Annotated in this window: 11 protein-coding genes; 5 read left to right on the top strand and 6 right to left on the bottom strand. The window is 42.5% G+C overall.

Annotated features, from left to right (window positions below; all coding sequences use genetic code 11):
- Positions 1-62: 62 nt before the first annotated feature.
- From CQ839_RS04700 to CQ839_RS04680, 5 genes are all read right to left on the bottom strand, one after another.
- Complete coding sequence (locus CQ839_RS04700) at positions 63-1,403, bottom strand: hybrid sensor histidine kinase/response regulator (protein WP_103667119.1); 1,341 nt, start codon at positions 1,401-1,403, stop codon at positions 63-65.
- A 226-nt stretch (positions 1,404-1,629) separates the two neighbouring features.
- The gene (locus tag CQ839_RS04695; RefSeq protein WP_103667118.1) at positions 1,630-7,020 is read right to left on the bottom strand and encodes an ATP-binding sensor histidine kinase; all 5,391 of its coding nucleotides are present in this window, start codon (positions 7,018-7,020) and stop codon (positions 1,630-1,632) included.
- Entirely contained in the window at positions 6,965-12,397 is a 5,433-nt protein-coding gene (locus tag CQ839_RS04690; RefSeq protein ID WP_103667117.1) for an ATP-binding sensor histidine kinase, read from the bottom strand. The genes CQ839_RS04695 and CQ839_RS04690 overlap by 56 nt, the downstream gene beginning before the upstream one ends.
- Before the next feature lie 204 nt (positions 12,398-12,601).
- Positions 12,602-13,987, bottom strand: a complete 1,386-nt coding sequence (locus CQ839_RS04685) for a cytochrome P450 (protein WP_103667116.1) — start codon at positions 13,985-13,987, stop codon at positions 12,602-12,604.
- 267 nt (positions 13,988-14,254) lie between these two features.
- A complete protein-coding gene (locus CQ839_RS04680; protein ID WP_181016099.1) occupies positions 14,255-16,087 on the bottom strand; it encodes an iron uptake porin in 1,833 nt (610 codons plus the stop codon).
- 659 nt (positions 16,088-16,746) lie between these two features.
- Between CQ839_RS04680 and CQ839_RS04675 the strand changes: the two genes are divergently transcribed.
- Complete coding sequence (locus CQ839_RS04675; RefSeq protein ID WP_103667114.1) at positions 16,747-17,232, top strand: hypothetical protein; 486 nt, start codon at positions 16,747-16,749, stop codon at positions 17,230-17,232.
- A 69-nt stretch (positions 17,233-17,301) separates the two neighbouring features.
- Here the strand turns inward: CQ839_RS04675 and CQ839_RS04670 are convergent, their stop codons facing one another.
- Entirely contained in the window at positions 17,302-18,477 is a 1,176-nt protein-coding gene (locus CQ839_RS04670; RefSeq protein WP_258040624.1) for a S1C family serine protease, read from the bottom strand.
- Between the two features lie 71 nt (positions 18,478-18,548).
- Between CQ839_RS04670 and CQ839_RS04665 the strand changes: the two genes are divergently transcribed.
- The 4 genes from CQ839_RS04665 (at position 18,549) to adhE (ending at position 25,163) form a co-directional block, all read left to right on the top strand.
- Positions 18,549-19,079 carry a hypothetical protein gene (locus tag CQ839_RS04665; RefSeq protein WP_103667112.1) on the top strand — a complete coding sequence of 177 codons (531 nt, stop codon included), beginning with the start codon at positions 18,549-18,551 and terminating at the stop codon, positions 19,077-19,079.
- A gap of 364 nt (positions 19,080-19,443) precedes the next feature.
- On the top strand, positions 19,444-21,672 hold the full coding sequence (pflB, locus tag CQ839_RS04660; protein WP_103667181.1) for a formate C-acetyltransferase: 2,229 nt from the start codon (positions 19,444-19,446) through the stop codon (positions 21,670-21,672).
- 51 nt (positions 21,673-21,723) lie between these two features.
- Positions 21,724-22,464 carry a pyruvate formate-lyase-activating protein gene (pflA, locus tag CQ839_RS04655; RefSeq protein WP_103667111.1) on the top strand — a complete coding sequence of 247 codons (741 nt, stop codon included), beginning with the start codon at positions 21,724-21,726 and terminating at the stop codon, positions 22,462-22,464.
- A 74-nt stretch (positions 22,465-22,538) separates the two neighbouring features.
- A complete protein-coding gene (adhE, locus tag CQ839_RS04650) occupies positions 22,539-25,163 on the top strand; it encodes a bifunctional acetaldehyde-CoA/alcohol dehydrogenase (protein WP_103667110.1) in 2,625 nt (874 codons plus the stop codon).
- Positions 25,164-25,373: the final 210 nt, after the last annotated feature.

Genomic DNA, 25,373 nt, shown 5'->3' with positions numbered 1-25,373 from the left:
TTTACAGTCAAAAGACCCGCAACAAATTTTTAAAAGTGTTGCAAATTAACTCCTTTAAAAATTTATTGGCTCGGGTTTGCGCTCAAAGCACTGTGATCTTTTGGAGTGTTGAGAGTGCTGCTATCCCTGTAAGGTAGAAGTATTATAAAACAACTGCCTTGACCAATCTGGCTATTAAAATCAACAGAACCACCGTGGAGTTTTACGATTTCCTTTACAATTACCAATCCTAATCCTGAGCCTTCGTACTTGCGGTTGAGTCCACTATCAAGCTGAATAAATGGTTTAAACAGCTTATCGCGATCGCTTGAATCAATGCCAATTCCTGTATCTGCAACTGAAAACTTAATCCAAGAGCTATTTGCCATAGGGTGAGTGATAGCAATCTCCCTAGAAGGATCATTTACTATTCTGACATCAAGACTTACCTTGCCTCCCGCAGGAGTAAATTTAACTGCATTATCAAGTAAATTGAATAATACTTGTCTGATGCGAAGCTGATCAACTGCAATAACTTCAGTATTTGAGAATACACTTGTAGTTAGTTGAATTTGTTTTTTGAGAGCTTGTTGTTGCACCAGTTCCAAACTAGAGTTGCACAAATCAGCGATCGCAATAGTTTTGATGTCTAGCTTTATCATACCTGCCATAATTTGGGAGACATCGAGAATATCTTGAATCAATTCTAGTAAATGATTACCACTGCTTTGAATCGTTTCGATCGCATCCTTTTGGCTCGGATTAATTGCGCCAAAAATTTCTTCATACAAGCATTCAGCCATACCTAAGATTCCATTGAGTGGAGTGCGTAATTCATGGTTCATAGTGGCTAGAAATTCATCTTTTAGCTTGTTAGCTCGAATGAGTTCTGCATTAGCGTGATCTAGATTGGCATTTAAGGCTGCTAAGGATGTATATGCCTTGTACGATCGCAGAGCCGTAATAATCGTGGTGAACAACTTTTGTGAAGTAAATTCCGTTTTAGTCTTGTAGTCATCGATATCATAATCGACGATTGCTTGTCGTTCGGGTACTTGTCCTGGCTGTCCTGTGCGCAAAATAATCCGCACCGCTCTATTTTGGAGTGTTTCGCGGATGTACTTTGCTGTGATTAAACCTGCATCATCAGATTCCATAATCACATCTAGCAAAACAACTGCAATATCAGGATTTTCGGTCATCATCCGTCGAGCTTCGGCACCTGAATAAGCACTTAAAAATTGTAGCCTTTTCTTATCAAAGTTAAAATCTTCTAAGGCAAGTCGCGTGATGTTGTGAATTTCTACTTCATCATCAACGATCAGAACTTTCCATGACTCTAGACTATATGATGAAACTTGACTAATTTCATCTTCATCAGCAAATTCCATCATGTCATCAATCATTAGCTCATCATCAACCATGGAAAATTTGAATTGGCGTGAATGTATTAGAAACCATTTAAGAATTACTTTCTGCGGTCAAAAGCTCCAAGAGATCCCCCTCACTTCCCCTTAAAAAGGGGGAGGAATTTAATTCTCCCCCCTTTTTAAGGGGGACTCGGGGATCTAGCTCAATTCTTAAATGATTTCTTAAACTTAAAAATCTATAACTACAATCATAAATGAATCTGCATAATAATCATAATGATCACAATGGAATTTGCATAATAAATTTAGTCCCTACGCCAACTTGGCTCTCGCAGGTAATAGTACCTTGTAACTTTTGGGTAACCAGATTGTAAACAATATGCAGTCCTAAACCACTCCCTCCCTGTCCCCGTTTTGTTGTATAAAATGGGTCAAATATCTTGCCGATATTATCGGGACCGATTCCCTTCCCATCATCGCTATATTCAAAGTTTAGCTGGTGTTTTTGCTGCGTTATGGCAAAGTGGATCGTGCCTTTGTCTTCGGCATCGTATGCATGACTTAAGGAGTTCATCACTAAGTTGGTCGCGATCTGTGATATCAGTCCTGGATAACTATCTAGGATTATATTTTCCGCGCATTCTATTTGGACGTTGATTTTTGTGCGTTTGAGTTTTGGCTTTAGATTGAGTAGAATTTCTTCAAGGTAGTCTTTGAAATTGAATCTTCTCCTTTCTTCACTGGACTGATCGACTGCTACTTGCTTAAAGCTCTGGATCAGTTCTGCTGCTCGATTTAAATTAGACAGCACGATTTTGCTGCTTTGTTCTAAGGTGTCCATCAATTTATCTAGTTCTGATCGTTTTAGTGTTCCCTTTTGTAGGGATTCTGTTAGTTCTTGGATTTTATCGGTGATTAATGATGCGGCTGTTACGCTTATTCCTATTGGTGTATTGATCTCATGGGCGATGCCTGCCACTAATCCTCCTAATGCTGCCATCTTTTCTGATTTAACTAATTCTGTTTGTGCTGATTTGAGGTTGGTCAGCGCTTGTGATAGTTCTTGGGTTCGTTCGCTGACTAGTTGTTCTAAGTTTTCGTTAAACTGTTTCAGGTTGCTGTATAAACGTGCGTTGTTGATGGCGATCGCGGCTTGGCTTGATAGTAACGCTAGGATTTTGAGGCGTTCGGTTGTAAATGCTTCGGTTACGAGGGCGTTTTCTAGGTAGAGTATCCCTGCTAGTTCTCCTTGATTGATTAATGGCATACATAATAATGATTTTGGTCGATGCTTTTGGATATATACATCTCCTGTGAATTTTCCTTCTTGGGTGGCATTTCCTAGTACGACGCTCTCTAAGCTCCGCGCGACAAAGTTGATGATCGACTCTGGAATCGTATTTTCCATCGCTCGCGATCCCAATATTTCTATCTCATCTCTTCCTGCATTCCCGATCGCTTCTATCTTGAGTCCGTTTTCGCTTTCTAATATTAAATATCCAACTTCTGCTCCTGCATTTTCAATCAATATCTTCATTAGTTTTGACAATAGCTTCGTTAAGTCGATCTCATCGGATAGTATTTGGAAGGTCTTAATTACTGATGCTAAATCAATTCCCATCGATCTATTCGTAGCTAGCATCGTGGTTGTGCTTAGATTAGAGTAGCTGTTATCTAAGATCTGAGTGTCTTTGCTAGAAGTAAACTTGCGGTTGGTAAATTGTACATAGTTCTCTTGCAAGTGCTTTACTTTTGCGATCGCTCCCCAACTCTGATAGCAAGAGACCGCATCGGCAAAATAAGTTTGGGCGATCTTATCTCTATGCTTTTGGAGATAAAACTTCGCAGCCAGTTCATTGGCTAGAGCTTCTTCTTGAATATATTCATTTTCTCTTGCCCCTTTGATGGCGCGATCGTAGGAAGCCATTGCGTCAATTTGCTGCCCTAATAAAGCGAATTTTTCTGCTTCCACCAAATCGTATTTATGTTGAAAGTTCATCGGACAGTGTTTTGCCCAACGCTGCATGTTTTTCTGATTTTTCGCAACTATCTTGAGATAAGTGTGACGGGAAGATCTCGGTAATTTTTTGCACAAGCCCAAACAAGCAAGAGATAGATAGAAATTATTCTGCGCTAATCCGATCGCACAAGCCAAGGATCGTGAGTAAGGAATAGCCTGCTCAAAAGCCGCGATCGCCGCTTTGTAGTCATAAAAGAAATAGTGCGATATGCCCTTAGCAGTACAAGTATAGTAAATCGGAATTCCATTCTTTTCTGCGACAAAGGTGGGAAGAAGATCAAGCTCGTTTAGAGCCGTACCAACAAGAAATGGTATATTCTCTCCTAGTCCTGCAAAATTGAGGGCAAGTTGATGCATAGCTCGGTGTTGATCGACAATTTGCGGTTGTTTGATTTTATTTAATAGTAAGTCATCATAATTTTGAAAATCTTGAATAACCAAGGCTAAAGGATCGCCGACAAAAAAACGATGGAGACAGTACGCCGACACCCCAAAGCTTATGGATTCATATTCGCCAAGTTCGATGCCAAGTTGTATTGCATTTCGCAAATTGGGTATTGACTCCCTTAGGTGTTCTTTCCAATGCCTCAGACAGGCTTCAAAGGCTACGATTGATAAAGATGCACCAGCTCGAATGTTATTTTGTTCAATTAATTGCAAACTAACTATCCCAGTTTTGTAGCTACCTTCGATATCTTGAAAAGCGATCCAGCGGATTAGTCCATAGGCGGCTCCTTGAATCAGCGAATCTGGCGAAACTCCATATTTTAGTGACAAATTCACGATGCGGAGAATCACGACACCTACGAGTAAAGGATTCAAATTAATTGCAGAGGTCGCGATTGTGGTCATAATATAAACCGCCGCAATTTTGTATGGATCGGTCATCGTTGGTAAACTTGTCCAGTCCTTGATCCCCAATAAGCGCGTTCGTAGCTCTGTTCGTAGGAGTTCCACCCCGACCTGCAATTCGTTTGGAAAAGGTGGAATCGGTTCACCTAAACGAATTAGAATGGAATTTACAGTTGTGGGAACTTCATAAAATCTCCTCTGGGCTGTATAAGCATTAATCTTGACTTTGTAGGACTTAATCGTATCGAGAATATGCTTGGCATGGTGTACGATGCGATCGACTAAGCGATGGCACTCATCAAAGTCTATGTTCAAATAAGCTGATTCGGCCGCAGCCTCATAGAGTCTCAACGTAAGTGGATAGTGAATTTCCCATGCAGAATCTGGCAACAGCCCAATACCGATCGCTAGGTACTTCTGGGCATCGGCATAAGCGTTTGAAGCCTTGGCTTTTTTACCTGCGCTCAGATTTAGCTCAGCTAATTCGAGTCGTTCTTGGGAATCGGTAATCAATCCCATTCCCATATTTAGATGGTTTGCGATCCGAAATGCTTCCTCTTCGATCGCTATACTTTCTCCATTTGCTTGTTGCTTGCGAATTTTCTTGAGCAACTGGCGACCGATTTTAAGATGCGTAATTTGTTTGTCAGATTCAGGAATCAGCACATAAGCTGCTTGCTGAACCCGATCATGGAGAAATTTGTAGTCAATTAAAAAATCTTCCGAAAAATCATTATCGATATCAACAATCGCGAATTTGTAGTTGGTGGTGAGCGGCAAAATCAAACCTTCGGTTAAAACAGGTAATAGATCTTGCAGCACCAGTCGATGTGGACGATCCGCAGCAATTGCTAGGGTTTGAGAATCAAAATGATTGCCAATACAGGCTGCGATTTGGATAATTTTCTGAGCATCGGGTGTCAACTTTTGTATTTTCCCCGACATCAACTCAACCACATTATCAGTAAAGTCAGCTGACTGGATTTGGCTTAAATCCCATCGCCAAGTACGATTTTTTAAATCAAAATCAATCAAGCCGTCAGCATATAGTGATTTCAGAAATTCGTTAATAAAAAATGGATTGCCAGCGGTTTTTTGGAAGACGAGTTCGGCGAGAGGTTTGATCATTGCGCAATCACTTTTCAAAGTGTCAGACACTAGATCATAGACATCCGATCGCTCTAGAGGTGATAGAAAGATGTTGTTGATGGCGGTTCCCGTTGCCGCAATCTCATTCAGGGTCAAACTTAAGGGATGAATTGCATCTACTTCATTATTGCGATAGGCTCCGATAAAGTAGAGAAACTGACTATCTGAGGCAGTAACAAGTAGTTGCAGCAGTTTTAAAGAAGCGACATCAGCCCACTGGAGATCATCTAAAAAAATCACAAGTGGATGTTCTGGTTTCGTAAACACGCGCACAAAGTTCTGAAAAACTAAATTGAAACGATTCTGGGCTTCGGTGGGTGGAAGTTCTAATGCTGCCGCTTGCTTGCCAGTAATCTTTTCAACTTCGGGGATCACATCAATGATGATTTGAGCATTACTTCCCAAAGCCTCCAGCAAGCGCTTTCTCCATGCTTGCAGTTCGCTTTCTGTTTCGGTCAGCAGTTGCGTCATCAGTTCCCGAAAAGCATTCACAAGCGCACTATAGGGAATATTGCGTTGAAACTGGTCGAACTTACCCGAAATAAAGTAACCACGCTTTTGGGTAATTGGTTTGTAAATTTCATGCACAAGCACTGATTTACCAATACCAGAGAAACCCGTAACCATCATGACTTCAGCTTTGCCAAGGTTCAGACAGGCAAATGCCGCTAGTAATAGCCATATTTCTTTTTCCCTACCATAAAGCTTCTGTGAAACTTGAAACTTATCGGAAACATCTTGTTCACCTAGTAAAAAATCAGTGATTTCACCTTTACTTTCTAAGAGCTGGCTGCAAATCATTAAATCTGCTCTTAATCCCAATGCACTTTGATAGCGATCTTCTGCTGTTTTTGCCAATAGTTTCATGACAATATCTGAAACAGATTTAGGAATCTCAGGATTTAGTTTATAGGGATCAACGGGGAGCTTGGCAATATGGCAATGGACTAATTCGAGCGGATCATTGGATTCAAAAGGGAGGCGATCGCAGATAAGTTCATACAAGGTCACCCCCAAAGAATATAAATCACTGCGGTTGTCGAGAGTACGGTTCATCCGTCCTGTCTGCTCTGGCGACATATAGGCAAGCGTTCCTTCCAACATATTCGGATTGCGGATGGTCGGATTTTCCCGCGACAAAATATTAGAGATGCCAAAATCAACGATTTTGACTTGAGATGTCCGAGGGTTAAAAATGATATTGGAGGGATTGATATCTTTATGAATTACATTCGCCCCATGAATTTCGCTGAGAATGCCAGCAACTTGAACTGCGATCGCGAGAATTTCTGCCAGACTAAAGGTGCGCGATGACTTCAAGATGCGGAGTGATTCACCGCCAAAATCTTCAAAGGTAATGCATCGAAATTGCTGGTATTTCGTAAAGTCATAGGCTTTAATCACGCCCTCAATATGACTTAGCCGCTTACAAATTTCGTATTCTAATTTGTACCTCGCGATCGCCTCTGGTGTTGGGTATTCCAATTTGAGGATTTTCAGGATAACTGGTTGGAAATCGCTCTCACGATATCCTCTATACACAATCGATAGAGCACTTTCATAAATTAACGAATTAATTTTGTAGCCAGATATCTCAAACATGAATATTTTCCTCCTCTCTTTGTCTTCGATCGCGATCATCAAACTCATCTCTGGGAGAATCGCTGAATGCTTGACCTGTGAGGGGAATTTGCATAATAAATTTAGTCCCTACGCCAACTTGACTCTCGCAGGTAATGCTACCCTGTAGTTTTTGGGTAACCAGATTGTAAACAATATGCAGTCCTAATCCACTCCCTCCCTGTCCCCGTTTAGTTGTATAAAATGGGTCAAATATCTTGCCGATATTATCGGGGGCTATGCCCTTCCCATCATCGCTATATTCAAAGTTTAGCTGTTGTTGTTCCTGCGTTATGGCAAAGTGGATCGTGCCTTTGTCTTCGGCATCGTATGCATGACTTAAGGAGTTCATGACTAAGTTGGTCGCGATCTGTGATATCAGTCCTGGATAACTATCTAGGATTATATTTTCCGCGCATTCTATTTGGACGTTGATTTTTGTGCGTTTGAGTTTCGGCTTGAGATTGAGTAGAATTTCTTCAAGGTAGTCTTTGAGGTTGAATCTTCTCCTTTCTTCACTGGACTGATCGACTGCTACTTGCTTAAAGCTCTGGATCAGTTCTGCTGCTCGATTTAAATTAGACAGCACGATCTTGCTACTTTGTTTTAAGGTCTCCATCAATTTATCTAGTTCTGATCGTTTTAGTGTTCCCTTTTGTAGGGATTCTGTTAGTTCTTGGATTTTATCGGTGATTAATGATGCGGCTGTTACGCTTATTCCTATTGGTGTGTTGATCTCATGCGCGATCCCTGCCACTAATCCTCCTAATGCTGCCATCTTTTCTGATTTAACTAATTCTGTTTGTGCTGATTTGAGGTTGCTCAGCGCTTGTGATAGTTCTTGGGTTCGTTCGCTGACTAGTTGTTCTAAGTTTTCGTTAAATTGCTTCAGGTTGCTGTATAAACGTGCGTTGTTGATTGCGATCGCGGCTTGGCTCGATAGTAATGCTAGGATTTTGAGCCGTTCGGTTGTAAATGCTTCGGTTACGAGGGCGTTTTCTAGGTAGAGTATGCCTGCTAGTTCTCCTTGATTGATTAATGGCATACATAATAATGATTTTGGCTGATGCTTTTGGATATACGCATCTCCTGTGAATTTTCCTTCTTGGGTGGCATTTCCTAGTACGATGCTCTCTAACGTCCGTGCGACAAAGTTGATGATCGATACTGGAATCGCATTTTCCATCGCTCGTGATCCCAATATTTCTATCTCATCTCTTCCTGCATTGCCAATCGCTTCTATCTTGAGTCCGTTTTCGCTTTCTAATATTAAATATCCAACTTCTGCTCCTGCATTTTCAATCAATATCTTCATTAGTTTTGACAATAGCTTCGTTAAGTCGATCTCATCGGATAGTATTTGGAAGGTCTTAATTACTGATGCTAAATCAATTCCCGTATGTCCACTTCTAAACGTAGATGATCGGCTTAGATCTGAGGAGAGAGTAAGCGTATCTTGACGTGGATCGAACTTGCGGCTGGAAAATTGCAAATAGGTCTCTTTCAGGTGATTTACTTTAGCGATCGCGCCCCAACTCTGATAGCAAGAGACCGCATCAGCGAAATAAGATTGGGCGATCTTATCTCTATGCTTTTGGAGATAAAACTTCGCAGCCAGTTCGTTGGCTAGAGCTTCTTCTTGAATATATTCATTTTCTCTTGCGCCTTTGATGGCGCGATCGTAATATTCCATCGCCTGTGATTGCTGCCCAAGTATGGCAAATCTTTCTGCTTCCACCAAATCATATTTATGTTGAAAATTCATCGGACAATGTTTTGCCCAACGCTGCATTTTTTTCTGGTTTTTCGCAACTATCTTGAGATAAGCGTGACGGGAAGATCGCAGCAAATGCCTACAGAAACCCAAACAAGCAAGGGATTGATAGAAGTTATGCTGGGAACCTCCGAACGCACTAACAATAGATTGCGAAAAAGGTGTGGCTTGCTCAAAGGTCGCGATCGCTGCCTTGTATTCATAAAAAAAATAGTGTGATATGCCCTTAGCCGTGCAAGTATAGTAAATTGGAATTCCATTTTTTTCTGCCAAAAAAGTGGGGAGAAGCTCGAACTCGTCTAGAGCCGTCCCAACAAGAAATGGCATATTCTCTCCCAATCCTGCAAAATTGAGGGCTAGCTGATGCCAAGCTCGAAATTGATCGATAATATAGGGCTGCTTGATTTTATGTAAAAGGGAAGCCTCATAGTTTTGAAAATCTTGAATTACTGATACTAAGGGATCGCCGACAAAAAAACGATGGATACAGTAACCAAGAATGCCAAACCCTGTAACTTCATATTCACCAAGTTCAATGCTCATTTGTAGTGATTTTAGCAAGTTGGGCAGAGATTTTCGGAGATGTTCTTTCCAATGTCTTAAACAGGTCTCAAAGGCAATGACTGCCATAGAAATTCCAGATTGCATATTCATCTTTTCGATTAATTGCAAACTCACTAGTCCCATCCGATAGCTACCTTCTATATCTTGAAAAGCCATCCATCGCACTAATCCATAAGCCGAGCCTTGAATTAGTGCATCTGGTGAGAGTCCATATCGCAGAGTCATGTTCACAATGCGAAGAATCACCATACCTATGAGTAAAGGATTTAAATTGATACTTGCCGCCGCAAGTGAGTTCATAATACTGATCGCCGCTAGTTTGTAAGGATCGTTCATGATTGGTAAACCTCTCCAGTCATCGATCCTAAATAAGCGCGTGCGTAGCTCCGTACCAATGAGTTCCCAACCAACCTGCAACTCATTCGGGAAAGGTGGAATTGGTTCGCCCAAACGAATCAGGATCGAATTAACCGTTGTGGGAACTTCGCGAAACTTTTTCTGGGCTGTATAGGCATTAATCTTGACTTTGTAGGACTTAATCGTATCGAGAATATGCTTAGCATGGTGCACGATGCGATCAACTAAGCGATGGCACTCATCAAATTCAGCATTCAAATAGGCTGATTCAGCCGCAGCCTCATAAAGTCTCAGCGACAGCGGATAGTGCATTTCCCATGCAGAGTCTGGCAATAGACCAATACCGATCGCTAGATATTTTTGGGCATCGGCATAGGCATTAGAATCTTTGGCTTTTTTACCTGCAATCAAATTTAGGTCTGCTAATTCGAGCCGTTCTTGGGGATCGGTAATCAATCCCATTCCCGTATTTAGATGGTTCGCGATCCGAAATACTTCCTCCTCGATCGCTAAACCTTCTCCATTTGAATTTGAATTTGAATTTGATTGTTGTCTGCGAATTTTCTTGAGTAACTGGCGACCAATTTTAAGATGCGTAACTTGCTTCTCAGATTCGGGAATCAGTACATAAGCTGCTTGCTGGACGCGATCGTGCAGAAACTTATAGTCAACCAAAAAACTTTCTGAAAGATCGTTGTCGGTATCAACGATCGCAAACTTGTAGTTCGATGTTAGCGGTAAGATCAACCCTTCGGTTAAGACAGGTAAGAGATCTTGGATAACTTTTATATGTGGACGATTGGCAGCGATCGCTAGAGTTTGAGAATCAAAATGGTTACCAATACAGGCGGCGATTTGGATGATTTCCTGAGACTCAGGCGCTAACTTCTGAATTTTCCCCGACATCAACTCAACTACATTATCGGTAAAGTCGGCGGACTGAATTTGGCTTAAATCCCATCGCCAAGTACCATGCTTCAGATCGAAATTGATTAAACCTTCAGCATATAGTGATTTCAGAAATTCGTTAATAAAAAATGGATTGCCAGCGGTTTTTTGAAAGACGAGTTCGGCAAGTGGTTGAACGGTTTTGAGATCACATTTCAGGGTGTCAGCCACCAATTCATAAACATTTGATTTCTCTAGAGGGGATAAGAAAATTTCGTTGATTGATATTCCCGTTACCGCAATCTTATTCAAGGTTAAACTTAATGGATGAATTGCATCTACTTCATTATTGCGATAGGCTCCGATAAAGTAGAGAAATTGACTATCGCTAGAAGTGACTAATAACTGTAAAAGCTTTAGAGAAGCCAAGTCAGCCCAATGAAGATCGTCTAAAAAAATCACAAGTGGATGTTCTGGTTTCGTAAACACCCGCACGAAATTCTGAAAAACTAAATTGAACCGATTCTGGGCTTCATTGGGTAAGAGTTCTAATACTTCGGATTGCTTTCCAACGATCTTTTCCACATCGGGGATCACATCAATAATGATTTGAGCATTACTTCCCAAAGCATCTAGTAAGCGATCGCGCCATATTTGCAGTTCGCTTTTAGTTTCGGTCAGCAACTGTGCCACCAGTTCCCGAAAAGCATTCACAAATGCACTATAGGGAATATTGCGTTGAAACTGGTCGAACTTACCCGAAATAAAGTAACCACGCTTTTGGGTAATTGGTTTGTAAATTTCATGCACAAGTACTGATTTACCAATACCAGAGAAACCCGTAACCATCACGACTTCAGCTTTGCCAAGATGCAGACATTCAAATACCGCTAGTAATAGCCATATTTCTTTTTCCCTACCATAAAGCTTCTGTGAAACTTGAAACTTATCGGAAACATCTTGTTCACCTAGTAAAAAATCACTGATTTCACCTTTACTTTCTAAGAGCTGGCTGCAAATCATTAAATCTGCTTTTAATCCCAGCGCACTTTGATAGCGATCTTCTGCTGTTTTTGCCAATAACTTCATGACAATATCTGAAACAGGTTTAGGAATCTCAGGATTTAGTTTATAGGGATCGATGGGGAGCTTAGCAATATGGCAATGAACCATCTCGATCAGATCATTAGATTCAAAAGGGAGGCGATCGCAGATAAGTTCATACAAGGTCACCCCCAAAGAATATAAATCGCTGCGGTTGTCGAGAGTACGGTTCATCCGACCTGTCTGCTCTGGTGACATATAGGCAAGCGTTCCTTCCAATGTATTCGGATTGCGGATGGTCGGATTTTCCCGTAACAAAATATTGGAGATACTAAAATCAATAATTTTGACTTGAGATGTCCGAGGGTTAAAAATGATATTGGAGGGATTGATATCTTTATGAATTACATTCGCCCCATGAATTTCGCTGAGAATGCCAGCAACTTGAACTGCGATCGCGAGAATTTCTGCCAGACTAAAGGTGCGCGATGACTTCAAGATGCGGAGTGATTCACCGCCAAAATCTTCAAAGGTAATGCATCGAAATTGCTGGTATTTCGTAAAGTCATAGGCTTTAATCACGCCCTCAATATGACTTAGCCGCTTACAAATTTCGTATTCTAATTTGTACCTCGCGATCGCCTCTGGTGTTGGGTATTCCAATTTGAGGATTTTCAGGATAACTGGTTGGAAATCGCTCTCACGATATCCTCTATAAACGCTCGATAGAGCGCTTTCATAAATTAACGAATTAATTTTGTAGCCAGATATCTCAAACATGACTGTGATTTCTTATCGCTCCTTAAAAGAATGATTTTTTAAAGGTAGTAGGACTTACGCAGAAAATGTCCCGACATCTTCATCTTACCGTAGGGGCAATTCATGAATTGCCCCTACCCAGACGCAGTTCTCATTATGAGCCCGATTTTGGTGTTTTCCGCACCACAGAAATCGGGTTGAGTGAAAGCAAGCTTAGGCTTGCTTTCACTCAACCCAATTTTTATTATGAGAATTTCTAGGTTGGACACGCAGATAAAACTTGTTGCCTGGGGTAAGCGTAGGATTGTTAGTTGGTTGAATTATGTAATCTGGAGATTCGAGGGAAAACTCCAACTGATGTAACAGCGTCGCCATGGTTAGCATGATTTGGACTTCGGCTAACCCGTTACCTAAGCAGAGATGTGCGCCTGCCCCAAAAGGAGCAAAAGCACCATTTTGCTTATGTTCGCTGCGAGGTGGATGAAAGCGATCGATGTCAAAATTGTTGGGATTTGGGAAGAATTGCGGCAAAAAATGGGGCAATGTCGTGGCAATGATCACATGGGTTCCCGCCTCCACTCGATAGCCTTGAAATGCAAAATCCGCGATCGCATAGCGTTGAATTGCTGCCGCCACAGGATACATCCGCAGTGTCTCCATCGCCGTACCGTGTAAAGCACTCATCCCGCGTAATTGTTCCGCACTGGGTATACCATCTCGAAACAGCAGATCGACTTCCTGCATCACTTTTGCCATGACTTCAGGAGATTTCAGCAACGCATAGAGCATAAAAGAGCAGGTATTCGCAACCGTATCTATGCCAGCAAGGTATGGGCCAACCGCTGCCGCAATCAATTCGGCTTCCGAGAACATGGGATGTATTGTCTTGGAGTCCGCAATTAGATCGTCGATTAAATTTGGTCTTTCCCGCTTAACATCACTGTTGCGCCGTTTAGCGATCGCGATGCGAGCTAATTCGAGTACCCTTCGCTTGGCACGTTTATAAGATGGCTTCCACAGCAAAAATGATGGCGATTGCCGCACCACCAATACATTTAGAGCTGTCTGTAAAAAATCAACTAAATCTGTACAATACTCTCCAGGAGAGCAATCGGCAAGCAGCATTCCCAACTGTTCGCAAATAATTCGTTTAAAAAATGGTAAAACTTGTATTCGTTGTCCCGATCGCAAATCGGAGGTCAAAGACTGGATTAATTGGATTGTCTCTGGGAAAGCATAGATAATGGCGTTGCGCGAATATCCTGATTTCAAAAATCGGCGCTGCTGTTGGTGGCGATCGCCATCTAAACTGACCAATAACTCCTCAACACCCAATTCTTTGACAAAATCTTGCCAAAAGTCTTTTCCACTAAGAAACTCGGTTCCAACTTGGTTGACGAACTGATTGGCTTCCACGCCAGCAATTACTGTAAATTGGCGATCGAGGGCGCGAACTCGGAAAATCGCTCCAACCTCATGATATTGTTTCAGAAAAAATTTGGGGCTATCATCTGCGAGTTCCAAACTGCTTCCCAAAATTGGCAATCCCTTTACTAAAGGTGGAAGCGGTACATTGGCAACTTCATGAGACCAAACTACGGGATCTGGCATCTTCTTTACTTCCTACAGTATTTTGCGATCAAACGAGCCATGATTTTTGTTAAAAGTGTTGCAAAGCAACACTTTTAACAAAAATCATGTTTTTACTTCAGCACAAGGCTCTGTAAACCTACTCTAAGAAACTATTTAAGAATTACTTTCTAGCGCTAACAGCCCTAAGAGATCCCCCTCAATCCCCCTTAAAAAGGGGGAAGAATTTAATTCTCCCCCCTTTTTAAGGGGGGCTGGGGGGGATCTATGGCAATTCTTAAATGGTTTCTAAAATAGGAACTGTGTCCGAAAGACCACTCCCCAAATCGTGGGGTTACTACTAAAGTTGTTCGCATTAAACGTAGCAAACAACGAAGGCGTAAGCGTGATAAATCTCATAATCGGATAAGAATACGTTAGCTCTAAATCATATTGTGTGCCGCCATCACCATTACCAGCAACGAGAAAGTTTCGTCCAGAAAGTACTTGAAATGGCATGGTAAACGAAAGCGTGCCTAATGCTCCTTCCTTCCCAAGATCGGGAAAGGCTAGCCCAACTTGGAAGGCTTGCAGATTGACATTACCACCAGCGATCGCAAGATTTACAGGTGCAATGCGATAACTACTATAGGAATAGCGACCAAATAAACCAAAGGATTGATTTAGTAACCAATCAAAGTTAAAGACAAAATTGTCACCTGTACTGTCTTGTAATCTACCGCCAAATCCATCATCAGCCACTCCTCGCGCCGAATAGGTTAAGAAGAAAGGCAGATTGGGTTGACCAAGGGGCGAAGCGGGAGGTGCTTGGTTATAGGTACGGCTGTAGAGAAATCGAAAATTCGTGGAATCGCTAGGCGAATAAGTTAGCTCTGTCAAAATCTGATTGGAACCACCGAATAAGCCGCGATTGGGATTGCTGGCACTGTCTCCACCAAAGTATAGAAAAGAGGCATCGTTACGCGCAAGATAGCCTGCTTTTAACAAAAATTGATCGGAAATTCTCCAACTAGCGATCGCCCCTGCTCCTGATAGCCCACTATTAGCGAGTGTACTTTGATAGGAGTTTAAGCCTCCTGCGCCATTAATTACTGACGTAAAGCGATTGACATCAAACTGACGAAAAGGGAGGATCTTTGGTCCAACTTGTACCCTCACCGTATCACTAACGGGAAAACTATAGAACAGCTCAAACAAACCAACGCTATTTGGGGCTAGAGGTACGACGGGATTGGAATCGGCATAAGGTACACCAAATGTACTAGAAAAACCTGCTGAACTATAGGCACTAGCGGGCGGATTGCCATTCCCCATAGCTAAAATCAGATTCAGTGAATCTTTTCCCGTAAACGAGGAAGTAAGGAGAAGATAGTTAGAATAACTGAAGGTGGTATTTGGCTTTTCGGTAATTGTTCCAACAATGGGACTTCCAGTAAATGGATTACGCGCGGCAAACCGAGCCACAGGAGAGCTTCCAGAAATCGGCAATCCTTCTGCAAAAATATTTCCGCCACTAAACGAGCTACTCAGGTTGAAGGAACTGAGAACGTTTAGCTTTGTCGTTGTCGAAAACTGCTGCGCTTCAAGTCGGCTGGTTTTCACATCCAGAGCATCGACCCTCCCCCTTAATACTGATAGCTCAGCTGCAAATTCTTCTTGGAGTTTTTTCAGGGTTGCCAAATCTGCTTGACTGACTTTGTCGGCTAGCCCTGCACTGATTATTTCATTGATTTTATCTAAACAGGCATTCAGTCCCGCCGCAAATTCGTAACGGGCGATCGCTTGTTTTCCGCGATAGGTACGGTCAGGATAGCCTGCGATACAGCCATAACGCTCCACCAGACTTTGCAATGCGGTAAAAGCCCAATCAGTTGTTTTTACATCTGATAGTTGTGATACAGAGGTGATTTGGGCGATCGGTTGCGTTGATTCGGGCGTAGCATTGTAGTTGGATAGGCGATCGCGCTGCTGTTCTAATGGATCAGGCATAGAAGTTTCTATGACTTTGGGCACTTTACCCTCTTGGGGCGGTTCTAGTGCAAAAGCCTGAGTCCCACTATCTAAAAAGACATTCAAGACAGCAGATAGTATTATCAGAGTGGAAGAAATCTTGACATTCATTTGTTTTTCACTCACATCACACAACATTTTTGTAAGATTGTTCACCTATAGAAATTATTAAATACCCTTTTAGGATTACAACCAAGTTTTTGTTTCTTAGAGTTTGTTTAAGTAGGTAAACATAATTAAATATAAAACCCGAAGAAGCTGATTCGCCCGCAAAGCGGGCGAATCAGCTTCTTCGGGTTCTGGGTTTTATTAAGCCTATCTACATTAATAAAGTTGTGCTTTTGCCGCCCTAACCTCAATTCTTGGCTAATGCATCTCAAGAATTCAAATTCTTGATTAAACAACTAAAAAAATAGAGATTGCAATCCCCGACTTTTGACTATAGTTATTGTGGCAAAAAGATTGCTCTGTGCTTGCAAAGAAAAAGTTAGAGATCTGGGCATTTACAGTTTTCTTTTTCTTCCCTATTTAACGTAGATGGACTTAATTAATAACAAACCCAAATTTGTAAAACTTCGCCCCCTCATTCGCCCATTTATACCGAAACGCAAATGTAACCATTTCGTGTTTTTAAAACTCTAGCTGGGTTTGGGTTTTAATTCACAAAAGTGTGGTCACGCTTTTGTGAATTGCTATTAGTAGCAAAATCTTACAAATTTGGGTAATTTACTTTGTATAAGTACCTAGCTATCTAAAGATTAGAGAAATATATGTTCCAAACGAAACTAAATCTTACCCTTTTGAATGTAATAGCAATTGGAGCAATCTTGACTCCCTGTGGGATGTATACCAATACCTTTGCTTCGCCTATAAATTCGGTCATTAAATCGAATGAAAAAGTAATAGATAAGGTGAACAGAGCCTCTGAATGTAAAGCATTTATAACTATTACCGACAAAGCGGCAGGAGCATCGAACACGACGGAATTGTCGGTGATTTTGCGTTATATCAATAACCTAAAACAAGATTTAATGACACTTAAAGTCGAAGATATACAGCTCAAATCCTTACAAGAACGCTATCTAAAATTTGCTGAAGAGCTAGGTGATAAATTGACAAGAGCAAAGCGCGATCAAGATCAGGGAGATTATGCGGCATTCCAAGCTGCATCTGCAAATTTGATTTCTATTGGTAACAACGGAATTGATTTAGAACAGGAGTTACAACAATATTGCCGCAATCCCAAACCACAATAAATTTTTTAAAAGTGTTGTAAAGCAACACTTTTAAAAAATTTATTGTGGTTTGTTTGATCAAAAACTATATTAAAACTTGATTTGATAGTTGGTAATGCCTGTATTTCTGGCTACGGTCAAAAGGGCTACCGATGGACGCTGAGCTAGGTAATCAACTATTTGCTTCGCATCGGTGAGTGGTGCGCCATTTAAACTAACAAGGCGATCGCCACGTTGTAAACCCATCTGACTAGCGAGAGAATTGGGACGCACTTCATAAACGGTAAGACTAGAAGGATTGAGAATTACTCCTAATTGAGGACGTTCAAATCGTACAGATGCGATCGCTGGAGCGGCAGTTTTGGGAGCCATTGCTGGAGCATCTTTGATTTGAGAATTAATTTGAGAATTAGGAAGACTGGCTACAGCTTTGGGCTGGATGAGCGCCGCGCTGCGGGTGATAAATTCTTTAGCGATGGGGGCGCTCGTTGCAAAGCCAATCCCAGTATTGGAACGACCATCAGGGCTAAGAATTGCCTTGTTCACGCCAATCATTTCACCACGAGAATTGAGCAATGGCCCCCCAGAATTACCAGGATTGAGTCTGGCATCGGTTTGCAGATCGCCATCGGTCGCAACACGACTAAGAATACCCGTGGTAAGAGTTCCAGACAAGCCAAAGGGACTACCGATCGCAAACACCTTTTGACCAACTAGAATATTTTCGCGATCGGCGAATGTTATGGTCGGAAAGCGATCGCTAGAGGTAATCCGAACTAGTGCTAAATCATTTTTGCGATCAATGGTGAGAACCTGCCCGTTATAGGTTTTACCTTCAGTATTAATAATTCTGACAATGCCATTTTTTGCGTCACGAATTACATGTTCATTGGTAATTACTAAGCCGTCGGGACTAATGATGCTACCTGAGCCTGTGCTAGTTGTGGTTTTAATCGTTACCACCGCAGGATTCGCAGAACGATAGACTTCCATCGTGATTTTTTCGTCAGTATCAAAATCGATGGGGGCGGCTGAGGCAGATTTGCTAAAGCTAGGAATGCTAACTAAGATTGCCGATATTAGGCTCAAGGCGATCGCTCTGGTTTTCATGTGCTTCTCTGCTTTCTCTGCTGTCTGGATAATTCCTGTTCTGGCAGTTTTGACGAGAGTCGCGATCGGACGGTTCCGATGAATGTTTAAGCCATTTGTCGCAATCAGGAAAAGGGCAACACGAAGTGTTGCCCTTTTCCTGATTGCGACTTGCAAATGATCATTTATGAAAAGGAGTAAAATTATAGGTATAAGCAACTTCCTAATATTTAGGAGGGGATGCAATTGTGTTTAGTAAGAACAATCTCTTCAAGTTCTGCGGCGTGATTTTGGTAGCTATATCTGTAAGTGTATTACTCTCTAGTGATGAAGCTAATGCTCAAAATGCGATCGCTACTTTAGCAAATGGCAATTATCAGTTCTGTAGTCAACCCAAACCCCAAGATTGGCGCAATGGCGCAGGGGTCTGTTTTAATTTTGTAAAAACAGGCGATCGTGTGGATGGATATTATGGCTATCCACATTCGGATGATTTTATCTGTGTACGCGGGCTCACGAATAGCAGTCTCGTAACTGGCGAAGCGCTAGCAATATCTTGGGGTGGTCGCCAATGGATAAGTATTCCAAAGCCTGAATTTAAATGGGATGAAGAAGGACACTTGTCTCTCAAGGATGGCAAGTTCATTCGTACTGCTACGGATCGGGGTGGACGTACTGAATGGATCTTATTTAGTCAGGCAAAACTGAATGTTGAGGGATTTTATCAATATCAACAGCCGCTCATGACCTCTCCATCAAAATTGTGTGACTGGCAATAATTGACGCACTTTCCATAAGAAACCTGTTCTTAGAAATAAAACCAAAAAGCTAACGAGAGTTGTGTCGCTTTGCGCCGCAACTCTCGTTAGCTTTTTGCTTGATAAAGTCATACCAATTCACAAAAGTGTTGCCACACTTTCGTGAATTAAAAACTAAACCCCGTAAGGGGTTTGGAAACACAAAATGGCGTAGCCATTTTGTGTTTTGGTATCACACTTTCAAGAATTGTGATAAAGCGATCGCACAGTTAACTTTTGTAATGACATTAACAGCATTATCTTTGGAACTAGTTGATAAATCTATAATAGATTTGGAAGATAAAAAACAGCTTATATCTTTCACAAAAAAATGGAGGTTAAAGCTATGTATGTCGAATGGCAGGGCTTTACGGAAGGCAGTTGGACTAGAGAAGTCAACGTCAGAGATTTTATTCAAAAGAATTACAGTCCCTACGAAGGAAATGCTGAGTTTTTGGCTACACCAACAGCTAGAACACAGCAGCTTTGGCATGAAGTTTTAGAATTAATGAAACTCGAACACCAAAAGGGAATATTGGATGTAGACACAAAGATCCCGACATCGATTACGTCCCATGATGCGGGATACATTGATCGCGAATTAGAGCAAATTGTTGGTTTGCAAACAGACAAGCCTTTGAAACGGGCGATCATGCCCTATGGCGGTATTCGCGTGGTTAAAGCTGGGTTAGAAGCCTATGGCTATGAACTCGATCCCCAGACTGAAGAAGTTTTTACTAAATATCGCAAAACCCATAATGATGGTGTGTTTGATGTCTATACCAGTGAAATGCGGAAAGCGAGAAAATCGGGCATTATCACGGGTTTACCTGATGCTTACGGACGTGGACGGATCATTGGTGACTATCGCCGTGTGGCTCTATATGGGGTTGATCGCCTAATTGACGACAAGAAGACGCAGAAAGAATCCCTTGATGTTGATGTGATGGACGAAGAAACCATTCGTCTCAGGGAGGAGCTATCGGAACAGATGCGATCGCTGTTTGAACTCAAGGAAATGGCAGCGAAGTATGGCTTTGATATTGGTCGTCCTGCCATGACCGCTAAAGAAGCGGTGCAATGGCTATATTTTGGCTATCTCGGCGCAGTCAAAGAACAAAATGGGGCGGCAATGTCCCTCGGTCGGGTTTCGACGTTTTTAGACATATATTTTGATCGCGATTTACGCAATGGTCTAACGACAGAAACTGAATTACAGGAACTAGTTGATCATTTCGTGATGAAGTTGCGAATGGTACGGTTCTTGCGTACTCCCGACTACAATGACCTATTCTCAGGCGATCCCACTTGGGTTACTGAAGCGATCGGCGGCATGAGTGCTGATGGTCGGACTTTAGTCACCAAAAACAGTTATCGATTTTTGCATACCCTCGTCAATCTGGGAACTGCACCAGAACCTAATCTCACGGTTTTATGGTCAGAACATCTGCCTGAAAACTTCAAACAGTTCTGTGCCAAGATTTCTAGCGACACCAGTTCCATTCAGTATGAAAACGATGACTTGATGCGTCCCACCTATGGCGATGACTATGCGATCGCCTGTTGTGTGTCGGTAATGCGAATCGGTAAACAGATGCAGTTCTTCGGTGCGCGGGTGAACTTAGCGAAGACTCTGCTCTATGCGATTAACGGCGGTAAGGATGAGAAGTCTGGGGATCAAGTTGCTCCCAACTTTGCACCAATTACCAGTGAGTATCTGGATTATCAAGAAGTTAACGATCGCTTGCAGCAAATGATGGGCTGGCTAGCGAAGGCATACATCAATACGCTGAATGTCATTCACTATATGCATGACAAGTATTGCTACGAGCGCATCGAAATGGCATTACACGATCGCGATGTTTATCGAACGATGGCTTGTGGGATCGCTGGTTTATCGGTAGTTACCGATTCGCTCTCGGCAATTAAATATGCCAAGGTGAAAGTAATTCGCAACGAACAGGGTTTGGCGGTAGATTATGTTACTGAAGGCGAATATCCTAAATATGGCAATAACGATGATCTTGTAGATAATATTGCGATCGACCTTGTGGCAAGGTTCATGAACGAAATTCGCAAGCATCCCACCTATCGCCATGCGGTTCCCACCCAGTCGGTACTGACGATTACTTCTAATGTCGTCTATGGCAAAAAAACAGGTAACACTCCCGATGGACGCAGGGCTGGTGAACCCTTTGCTCCTGGAGCTAATCCCATGCATGGACGCGATCACTGTGGCGCGATCGCCTCGCTCTCATCGGTATCGAAATTACCCTACAGCGACTGTCAGGATGGTATTTCTAATACTTTCTCGATAGTGCCAATGGCTCTGGGTAGACAGGAAAGCGATCGCACCAATAATCTGGTTGGGTTGCTCGATGGTTATTTCCACGATGGTGGTCATCACATTAATGTCAATGCGATCGATCGCAGTACCCTACTCGATGCAATGGAACATCCTGAGAACTATCCACAGCTTACGATTCGAGTTTCGGGCTATGCGGTGAACTTTATTAAGCTCACCCGTGAGCAGCAAATGGATGTAATTAAGCGCACGTTCCATGAACGGGTATAGTTTTTAAAAAGTGCCGCTTCGCGGCACTTTTTAAAATAAAGAGGAAATATCATGTCTGGTATTGGTCGCATTCATTCAATCGAAACCTTTGGGACAGTTGACGGGCCTGGAATAAGATTTATCGTCTTCACTCAAGGCTGTCCCCTCCGCTGTCTCTATTGTCACAATCCCGATTGTCGTAGTTCCCATGATGGTAAAGAAGTCACCGTTGATTATCTAATTGATGAAATTACCAAATGCAAATCCTACATCCGCAAAGGAGGCGTAACCGTAAGTGGTGGTGAACCCTTAATGCAGCCTGAATTTACCAGAGAGATATTCAAACGTTGCCATCAACTAGGTTTGCATACAGCTCTTGACACATCAGGTTACTGTGCGATCGAGGGAGCAAAACCAGTTCTTGAGGAAACTGACTTGGTTCTTCTAGATATAAAGTCTTATATTCCCGAACTTTATTACAAAGTTACCAGTGTTTCGATTGAACCCACTTTAGCGATCGCCAAATATCTCAGTGATATCCATAAACCTGTATGGATCAGGTTCGTTCTAGTCCCCCATCTCACCGATAATCTGACCAATATCAATCAACTTGCCGATTTTATTGCCACCCTTAAAAACGTCGAAAGATTGGAAGTTCTACCGTTTCATAAGATGGGCGAATACAAATGGGAGCAACTGGGATTACCCTATTACCTCAAAGACACGCCAACTGCACCTCCCGAACTAGTACAGCTAACGGTTGATATATTTCGCGATCGCGGAATTAATGCACTGGGGGCGATCGGGTTTTAAAAATTACGAATTACGAATTACGAATTAACAACTCGTAATTCGTAATTCGTAATTCAAATTGAAGAGTATCCATTATGAAAGTCACAAATGTTGAAGAATTGGAATTGTTGATTCAGAGAGTGAAAGTTGCCCAAGCAGAATATGCGACTTTTACACAAGAGCAGGTTGATCGCATTTTTAAACAGGCAGCGCTGGCGGCAAATGCGGCGAGGATTCCTCTGGCTAAGGCTGCGGTAAAAGAATCGGGAATGGGTGTCATCGAAGACAAAGCGATCAAGAATCACTTTGCTTCGGAAATGATTTACAACAAGTATAAGAATGATAAAACCTGTGGGGTGATTGAATCGGACAAGCATTTTGGCTATGAACGCATTGCTGAACCTGTGGGGCTATTAGCGGGGATCGTACCTGTGACGAATCCCACTTCTACCACCATCTTTAAGTCTTTGATTGCGCTCAAGACCCGTAATGGCATCATCTTCTCGCCCCATCCCCATGCTAAGGAATGCACAATCGCAGCCGCCAAAATCGTTCTTGATGCAGCCGTAGCTGCGGGTGCGCCTCCCGACATTATTGGCTGGATTGATGAGCCAACCGTGCCACTTTCTCAAGCCCTGATGCAAAACCCGAATATCAAGTTGATTTTGGCAACTGGGGGGCCTGGGATGGTCAAAGCGGCCTATTCTTCGGGACATCCTTCCATCGGCGTTGGTGCGGGGAATACGCCCGCGATTATCGATGAAACTGCCCATATTTTGATGGCGGTAAGTTCGATCATTCTCAGTAAAACCTTTGACAATGGCACGATTTGCGCTTCGGAGCAGTCGGTGGTGGTAGTTGATGCAATTTATGAAGCGGTGAGAGCAGAATTTATCAAACGTGGTGCGTATTTCCTCAATGAAGTAGAGCGTGACCAAATTCGCCAAGTAATTCTCAAGGATGGCAGACTGAATGCCGCGATTGTAGGACAGCCAGTGCTAAAGATTGCTGAGGTGGCAGGATTTGAGATTCCTGCAAATACCAGAGTATTAATTGGTGAAGTGGAGAAGATTTCTCAGGATGAACCCTTTGCCTTTGAGAAATTGTCGCCGATCCTTGCGATGTATCGTGCTGAAGATTTCCATGATGCGGTGGACAAGGCAGAAGCATTGGTTATATTTGGTGGACATGGGCATACTTCGGTGTTGTATACCGCGCCTAATAATCAAGAACATATCCGCTATTTTGAGAATAAATTGGAAACCTCGCGGGTGTTGATTAATACGCCATCTTCACAAGGGGCGATCGGCGATCTCTATAACTTCCGTCTCGATCCTTCGCTGACATTGGGTTGTGGTAGCTGGGGCGGTAACTCGGTTTCCGCCAATGTGACTCCCCATCATTTATTAAATATCAAAACCGCCGCCGAACGCCGTGAGAATATGCTCTGGTTTCGCATCCCACCAAAGATTTACTTCAAAGCTGGCTGCTTGCCTGTCGCTTTGCGGGATCTCATGGGCCGAAAACGCGCATTGATTGTTACCGATCGCCCTTTGTTTGAATTAGGCTTAACCAAAGAAGTCACCGATAGCTTAGAAGAAATCGGCATCGCCCACTATACCTTTTATGATGTCGAACCCGATCCTTCGCTTGCCACCGTCCGCAAAGGTTTGACGATTTGTAATAGCTTCCATCCCGATGTAATTATCGCCTTTGGTGGCGGTTCGCCAATGGATGCCGCCAAAATCATGTGGCTGTTGTACGAACATCCCGATATTGAATTTGAAGGCTTGGCGATGCGATTTATGGATATTCGCAAGCGGGTTTATGAGTTGCCACCTTTGGGCGCAAAAGCAATGATGGTCGCGATCCCCACCACATCGGGAACTGGTTCCGAAGTTACTCCTTTTGCGGTCGTCACCGATGAGAAATCTGGCATCAAATATCCCCTTGCCGATTATGCCCTAACCCCGAATATGGCGATCGTCGATCCCGAACTGACGATGAACATTCCCAAACGTTTAACTGCCTATGGTGGCATTGATGCCCTCACCCATGCGATCGAGTCTTACGTTTCCGTACTGGCTTCGGAATATACCAATGGATTAGCTCTCGAAGCAATTCGTTTGTTGTTCAAGTATCTGCCTAGCGCTTACAAAAATGGAGCCAAAGATCCTAAAGCAAGGGAAAAAGTGCACTACGCCGCCACGATCGCAGGGATGGCTTTTGCTAATGCTTTTTTAGGAGTATGTCACTCGATCGCGCACCAATTAGGTGGCACTTGCCATATTGCTCACGGTTTAGCTAACGCGCTGATGATTTCCCATGTGATTCGCTACAACGCAACTGATGTGCCCTTTAAGCAAGCGATTTTCTCGCAAAATAAATATCCCAATAGCAAGTGGCGCTATGCCCAGATTGCTAACTATCTGCATTTAGGTGGTGAGACTGATGACGAGAAGGTTGAGCTATTGATCGCTGCTGTTGAAGATCTCAAACGTCAAGTTGATATTCCTGCGACGATTAAGGATGCACTCCTAGAGCAAGGTATTGGTGAAGAGTTTTTTATGGCACATGTGGAAGACATGGCGGATCAAGCCTTTGACGATCAATGTACGGGCGCAAATCCTCGCTATCCTATGATCGCTGACCTCAAGCAGCTAATGCTACAAGCCTTTTATACTAATGCTCAAAACAGCGTTGCTATTTTGAGTATTTAAAACTATTACTAGATTAGCTTTTTAGTTTCCAAAAGTGTTGTCACACTTTCGAGAATGGGTATTAAGAGCAAGCTTAAAGGACATATACAAAAGGAGTCTCATCGCGTGAGACTCCTTTTGTATATATAGAGAATTATCTGGGATTGCTGCGATCGCAAAGTGCATCAGGAACCTTTAGAGTTAAATTTATTAACCTGTATGAAATTAGGG

Source organism: Pseudanabaena sp. BC1403, assembly GCF_002914585.1.
Classification (GTDB): Bacteria; Cyanobacteriota; Cyanobacteriia; order Pseudanabaenales; family Pseudanabaenaceae; genus Pseudanabaena.
The sequence above is the reverse complement of the archived record's forward strand: the minus strand, read 5'-3'. Positions and strand labels throughout refer to the sequence as shown.